The following is a 6,352-nucleotide window of genomic DNA, read 5'->3' on the forward strand; positions in this document are numbered from 1 at the left end:
CGGGTAGGGGCACAGTGGGCTGTATGAGCACCACGACCGCGCACGCCGCGCCCACGGCCACCGACGTCCGTGCCGCCGCCGAACGCATCGCCCCCTACGCCCGCCGCACCCCGGTCATGCACGCCGAGGTCGACGGTCGGCCGCTGACGCTCAAGCTGGAGCACCTCCAGCGCACGGGAGCGTTCAAGCTGCGCGGCGCCCTCAACGCCCTGCTGGGCGGGGAGGACACCGACCGGGTGATCACCGCTTCCGGGGGCAACCACGGTCTGGGGGTGGCCACCGCCGCCCGCCTGCTGGGCGTGCGCGCCACGGTCTACGTCCCCGAGTCGATCCCCGAGGCCAAGGCGGCGCCGCTGGCCGCCACCGGCGCCGAGATCGTCCGGGTGGGCGAACACTACGCGGTGGCCGCCGAGGCGGCCCGCGACCGCGCCGAGACCGAGGGCGTGCGCTACCTGCACGCCTTCGACGACTCCCTCGTCGTGGCCGGTCAGGGCACGATCGGTCTGGAGATCGCCGCCGACGCGCCCGAGTGCGACACCATCGTCGTCGCGGTCGGCGGCGGCGGGCTGGTGGCCGGGGTGCGCCTGGGCGCGGAGGGGCGCGAGGTCGTGGGCGTCGAACCCGAGGGCTGCGCGAGCATGCACGCCGCGATGGCCGCCGGGCACCCCGTGCGGACCCCCGTGGACTCGGTGGCCTCCTCCGCGCTGGGCGCGGCCACCCTGGGACGGGTTCCCTTCGAGGTGCTGAGCGCCCACCCGGTGACTCGGGCCCTGGTGAGCGACGCCGAGATCCTGCGGGCCCAGGACCGGCTCTGGGAGGAGTTCCGCATCGCCACCGAACCGGCCGCGGCCGTGCCCTTCGCCGCCTGGCTGGCGGGGCGCGTCCCCGGCGAGCGGCCGTGCCTGGTGGTGTGCGGGGCCAACGCCGAGTGGCGCCGCGCCGACTGACCCCGCGGGGAATCCGCACGTCACAAGCCTGGTCAGAGCCGTCATTCCGGTGTGGTGACCTGGAGCACTCTCTCCCCCCGACCCGTTGTTACCGACGGGTCGGCCTTACATTGGACTCCGGCATCCGACCATTGGTGAGGGAGAACACGTGTTCTACGGTGCGTTGCGGCAGACGGTATCGGTACTCGCCCGTACCCTGTGCCGCCCGACCATCGAGGGCCGTGAGAACATCCCCGAGGACGGAGCGGTCCTGCTGGCCAGCAACCACCTGTCCTTCATCGACAGCGTGATCATCCCGCTGTCGGTGACCCAGCGCCGGGTGCGGTTCCTGGCCAAGTCCGACTACTTCGAGGGGACGGGCGTCAAGGGCCGCGTGACCAAGACCGTGTTCTCCTCCCTGGGCGCCATGCCGGTGCAGCGCCGCGACGCGCGCGGGGCCATGCTGTCCCTGGAGATGATGCTGGACCGGCTGCGCGAGGGCGAGGCCTGCGTGATCTACCCCGAGGGCACCCGCTCGCGCGACGGGCGCCTGTACCGGGGCCGCACCGGAGTGGCCCTGCTGGCCATGGAGTCCAAGGCCCCGGTCGTGCCGGTGGCCTTGGCCGGAACCCAGGACGTGCAGCCGGTCGGCGCCTCCATGCCGCGCCCGCACCCCTTCAGCATCCGCTTCGGTGAGCCGCTGGACTTCTCCACCGGCTACGACCACCTCGCCCCGGGCAAGGCGCGCCGGGAGATCACCGACCGGATCATGGACTCCATCCACGCGCTCTCGGGCCAGGAGCGGGCCAAGGGGTACAACTCCCTCGGCGCCGACGAGTGACCCGCGGGCGAAAGCGCGACCGGCGCCCGCGTCACCTACGCTTGCGCGCATGCGCGTACTGATCGTGTCCGACACCCACATCCCGCGCCGCGCCCGCGACCTGCCCGAACAGGTGTGGCGCGAGGTCGACCGGGCCGACGCGGTGATCCACGCCGGGGACTGGTGCGACCTGGCCAGCCTGGAACGCCTCGACGCGCGGGCCGCACTCCTGGTCGGCGTCCACGGCAACAACGACGGCGCCGGACTGCGCGCCCGGCTGCCCGAGGTCGCCCGCGCCACCCTCGGCGGTGTGCGCTTCGCGGTCGTGCACGAGACCGGCGACGCGCGCGGACGCGAGAAGCGCTGCCAGGAGCGCTTCGCCGACTGCGACGTGCTGGTGTTCGGGCACTCGCACATCCCCTGGGACACCACGGCCCCCTCCGGTCTGCGCCTGCTCAACCCGGGCTCCCCCACCGACCGGCGGCGCCAGCCCCACCACACGTACATGACGGTGGTGGCGGAGGACGGGCGCCTGGGCGAGGTCCGGCTGCACCGGGTGGGCTGAAGGGGAGCCCGCGGCCCGCGCCGAAGGGGCGCCTGGTTCGGCTTCGGGAGCTGCCGTGCGGCGGCCCTCCTGCGGCCCGCGCCGAAGGGGCGCCCCGCTCAGAAGGCGAGCACGCCGAGGATTCCCACGTAGAGCGCGATCAGCAGCACGCCCTCGAAGCCGATCCGGCCCCACCCCTTCGCCTGGCGGATGATGAGCCCGGCGAGCAGGACCACCGTCATCAGCAACGCCCCGACGGTGAGGAAGAGCTCGTCGGCCGTGGCGGCGTGGTACAGCGAACCCCCGCGGTAGAAGGCGTCGCCCACGGCCACGTTGAGCGCGTCCAGGCTGTTGCCGCCGATGACGGCGGACACCGCCAGGGTCATCGCGCCCCGCCGGACCGCGGCGACCGCCGCGACCGTCTCGGGGATGGCGTTCACCGCGCCCATGGCCACCGCGCCGACCAGCCCCGCGCTGAGCCCGGTGGACTCCACGATCACGGCCGCCGACTCGGCGAGCCCCCACCCGCCCACGGCCACCACGACGCCCACCACGAGGAAGCGCACCCACAGCGTGCCCGTGCCGATGCCGTCCTTGGCGGCGGCGGTGCCCGCCTCGGCGGGGACGTCCACCACGGTCTCCCGGGTGCGCACGGCCCGCCACATCGGCTGCTCGTTCTCCTGTCGGATCAACCAGAGCCCGCCCATGTAGAAGGCGACCATACCGACCGAGGCGGGGTGCACCCCCAGGAGCGTCACGTCCGGACCCAGGGCGGTGAGCACGACCACGGACAGCAGGCCGATCAGCAGGCAGCAGAAGAGCAGGTTCGCCGAGGACGCGGCGGCGTGCTCCAGGTTGGCGCGCCGGTAGAAGAAGTCGGCCACCGCCAGCGCCAGCGTCTGCGCGGCGATGCCCCCGACCGCGTTGCTGTAGGCCAGTCCGGGCTGGTCCCCGGCCGCGCTGACCGCCGTCATCACGATCCCCGACAGCGACGTGGCCAGTCCGAAGAAGACCGCGCCGAAGACCGCCTCCCCCCAACCGGTGCGGTCGGCCAGGACGTCGCCGAGCGAGGCCATCCGGACACTGGCCACCACGGTCACCACGGCCACCAGGACGAAGATCGCGACGCTCCATCCCAGCGGCCAGGGAGGAGATAACGCCTCCAGCATGCCCACCTCCTCCTTCTCCTGTGCTCACGGACCGGCATCTACCCCTTCCCCCTACGGCGAATCCGGACGGGCCCGGGCGGGCGGCCGCCGGGGCGGGGCGTCGGGCGACCGGCCTCGGACGGCAGGCGCGGATACACGGAAAGCCAACTCTCGCCCAATCACCGTTAGCGACCGCCCGCCCCGGGTAGCCGGAGTCGGAAGCACGCAGTGAGACGGCCACATCCCCCAGTGACGAGGTGAACATGTTCCGGCACACCAAGCACCTTCAGTTCGAGGCCAAGCCCGAGGCCCCCGACGCGCTCTACGCGGCCAAGCTCCAGGAGCTCATCGGCGGTGCCTACGGCGAGATGACCGTCACCATGCAGTACCTGTTCCAGGGATGGAACTGCCGCGTCGAGGGCAAGTACAAGGACCTGATCATGGACGTGGCCACCGAGGAGATCGGCCACGTCGAGATGCTCGCCACGATGGTGGCGCGCCTGTTGGAGGGCGCCCCGGCCACCACCGTGGCCAAGGCCGTCAAGGACCCGGCCGTGGCCGCGGTCGTGGGCGGGATGAACCCCCAGCAGGCCATCGTCTCCGGTGGCGGCGCCGTACCGGCCGACTCCGGCGGCACCCCCTGGAACGGCAAGTACATCGTGGCCAGCGGCAACCTGCTGGCCGACTTCCGCGCCAACGCCGCGGCCGAGGCCCAGGGCAGGCTCCAGACCGCGCGCCTGTACAACATGACCGACGACCCCGGCGTCAAGGCCATGCTCCAGTTCAACCTGGCCCGCGACACCGTCCACCAGAACATGTGGCTGGCCGCGATCGAGGAACTCCAGGAGGACGGCATGGAGGGCGAGATCGCTCCCAACGCGCTCTTCGACGAGGAGAACCAGGAGCACGCCAACACGATCTGGGGCCTGTCCGACGGCACGGCGGCCGCCAACGGCGGCTGGTCGCACCGGCCCGCGCCCGACGGCCGCCACGAGCTGCGCTACCTCGACCAGCCCCAGCCGCTCGGCGGCCCGGCCTCCGCGCCGCCCCCGGACCCCGCGCTGTACGGAACCGACGGCGGCCCCAGCGGTGAGGGTTCGGTCAAGGGCCCGTCCAAGGCCACCAAGGGCGAGGGCTTCGTGGACAAGCTCAAGGACACCCTGGAGTAGCCCGGGTCCCCGGACCCGAGCGGCGTGCCGGCTCGGGCTGTCGACGCGGCGTCACGGTACATGGTCCCGTGTCGGGAGGCCCGGCCGTGGACGTCGGCCGCCCGTGGCTCCGGGTGATCGTCTCCGTTCTGCGGACAGAGCGGTCGTGCAGGAGCCACGGGCGTACCCAACGATGCGACGTCGCCGCCCGACCTCGACGGGGTGTCCGTCGTCGGGAGGCGGACGAGCGGTCGGCGGCGGACACGTTAATCTCGGGCCATGACAGCCAAGAGGACAGCTGGTCGGGGGCTCGTCGCCGCCCTGGCCGCTTCTGCGGTACTCACCTCAGGGTGCACGGCTCCGGTCGACGTCGACGAACTGCCCGGCACGTACCGCAACGACTCGACCGGCGGCGAGATCCGGATCGAGGCCGACAGGACGTTCGCCGCCACCGGAGTGTCGGGGGCGGAGGCCATGGGAGGCGGCGGGGCCGATCCCGTCGACTTCAGCGGCAGCTGGGATTTCGTCGACAGCGACACGAGCAGCGACTTCGTCTACCTGGGGATCGAGGACGGCGGACTCGGCAGGATCGGCGGCATCCAGCTCTACCCGAGCGGCGGCTCGGAGGTGGAGTTCCGCGCCGACCCGGACGGGCCGCCGTCCCTGGTGCTCACCCGGGTGGAGGCGCCCTGACCCCCTCTCCCGCCTGAAGTCGGGACCGGCACCCCGTCCGCCCGTCCCGCTCCGCGCGGGGTGGGCGGACGTGTGTCGGCAGGGCGGCGGTGGGGAGGGAACCACACCGCACACGGACAGGGCCGCGCCGGGTGAGGCGGGGTCGGTGCGGGAGACCGGTTCTCCCGACCGCACACGGGAGGAGCGCCCCGGGCCCCGGACGGCGCGGGCGTAGGCTCTGTCTGGGACACGGGTGCGGCCGCCCCGCGTGTCCGTCCGAGGGGGAGGATCCGGTGCAGGAGCATTCAACACGCGTGGACCGGCGGCCGCTGCCGCCCCTGGACCCGCTCCCCCTGCCGGGTCCCGCGCCGCTGTACCAGGGCTGGCGCGACGCCCTCTTCGCGCACTGGGCCGTCCCTCCCGAACGGGTGGCGCCGCTGCTGCCCGAGCACACCCGGCCCGACGTGCTGGACGGGACCACCTACGTCGGGCTCGTGCCCTTCCGCGTCCCCTTCACCACGGCCGCCGGGGTTCCCGTGGGCGGGTTCGGCGAGGTCAACGTGCGCCTGTACTCGGTGGACGGGTACGGCCGCCGGGGCGTGGTCTTCCTGTCCATGGACGCCGACTCCGCGCACAACGTCCTGGCCGCCAGAACCCTGGTGGGTGTGCCCTACATGTGGTCGGACGTGTCCCTGCGCGCGGGGAGCGGCGGCGTGCACGCGGGCGCGGTGCGCCGCCGCCTGCCCCTGGGCGGGGCCCGGGGCCGGTGGCGGGCGACCGTGGGCGAGCGGGTGGAGCGCGAGACCCCGCTGGAGCGGTTCGTGACCGCGCGCTGGGGCCTGCACACCCGCCACGCGGGGCGCACGTGGTGGATCCGGGTGGCCCACCCGCGCTGGCCGCTGTTTCGCGCGCACTCCTGGGCCTACGAGGGCGATCTGCTCCGGGCGGCGGGTGTGCGCGTCGACGACCGGGATCCGGTGTCGGTGCTGTGGTCGCCCGGCGTGGACACCGGTGTGTGTCCCTCGCTGCTGCCCGCTCCCCGACCGGGACCGTTCCTCCCGTAGCGTTCGCGCCTGTCGGAAGCCCGAGGCCAC

7 protein-coding genes are annotated in these 6,352 nt (G+C 73.4%); 6 read left to right on the top strand and 1 reads right to left on the bottom strand.

Translation table 11 applies throughout. The annotated features are described in order from the left end of the window. Nucleotides 1-23: 23 nt before the first annotated feature. The 3 genes from ACSIH6_RS35425 (at nt 24) to ACSIH6_RS35435 (ending at nt 2,311) form a co-directional block, all read left to right on the top strand. Nucleotides 24-947, top strand: a complete 924-nt coding sequence (locus tag ACSIH6_RS35425; protein ID WP_435112688.1) for a threonine/serine dehydratase — start codon at nt 24-26, stop codon at nt 945-947. 148 nt (nt 948-1,095) lie between these two features. Further along, nucleotides 1,096-1,767: a lysophospholipid acyltransferase family protein gene (locus ACSIH6_RS35430; RefSeq protein ID WP_435112689.1), complete on the top strand. Its 672-nt coding sequence runs from the start codon at nt 1,096-1,098 to the stop codon at nt 1,765-1,767. 49 nt (nt 1,768-1,816) lie between these two features. Then, nucleotides 1,817-2,311 carry a metallophosphoesterase family protein gene (locus tag ACSIH6_RS35435; protein ID WP_435112690.1) on the top strand — a complete coding sequence of 165 codons (495 nt, stop codon included), beginning with the start codon at nt 1,817-1,819 and terminating at the stop codon, nt 2,309-2,311. Nucleotides 2,312-2,409: 98 nt separating this feature from the next. On the opposite strand, the gene ACSIH6_RS35440 is transcribed toward ACSIH6_RS35435, so the two are convergent. Next, nucleotides 2,410-3,459: a sodium:calcium antiporter gene (locus tag ACSIH6_RS35440; protein WP_435112691.1), complete on the bottom strand. Its 1,050-nt coding sequence runs from the start codon at nt 3,457-3,459 to the stop codon at nt 2,410-2,412. Between the two features lie 242 nt (nt 3,460-3,701). On the opposite strand from ACSIH6_RS35440, the gene ACSIH6_RS35445 reads away from it, so the two are divergent. The 3 genes from ACSIH6_RS35445 (at nt 3,702) to ACSIH6_RS35455 (ending at nt 6,322) form a co-directional block, all read left to right on the top strand. Beyond that, nucleotides 3,702-4,607: a manganese catalase gene (locus tag ACSIH6_RS35445; protein WP_358420091.1), complete on the top strand. Its 906-nt coding sequence runs from the start codon at nt 3,702-3,704 to the stop codon at nt 4,605-4,607. Nucleotides 4,608-4,865: 258 nt separating this feature from the next. Continuing rightward, nucleotides 4,866-5,279: a hypothetical protein gene (locus ACSIH6_RS35450; protein ID WP_435112692.1), complete on the top strand. Its 414-nt coding sequence runs from the start codon at nt 4,866-4,868 to the stop codon at nt 5,277-5,279. A gap of 272 nt (nt 5,280-5,551) precedes the next feature. Next, nucleotides 5,552-6,322 carry a YqjF family protein gene (locus ACSIH6_RS35455; RefSeq protein WP_435112693.1) on the top strand — a complete coding sequence of 257 codons (771 nt, stop codon included), beginning with the start codon at nt 5,552-5,554 and terminating at the stop codon, nt 6,320-6,322. Nucleotides 6,323-6,352: the final 30 nt, after the last annotated feature.

It is taken from the genome of Nocardiopsis synnemataformans, assembly GCF_965343085.1.
Lineage (GTDB): Bacteria > Actinomycetota > Actinomycetes > Streptosporangiales > Streptosporangiaceae > Nocardiopsis > Nocardiopsis alborubida.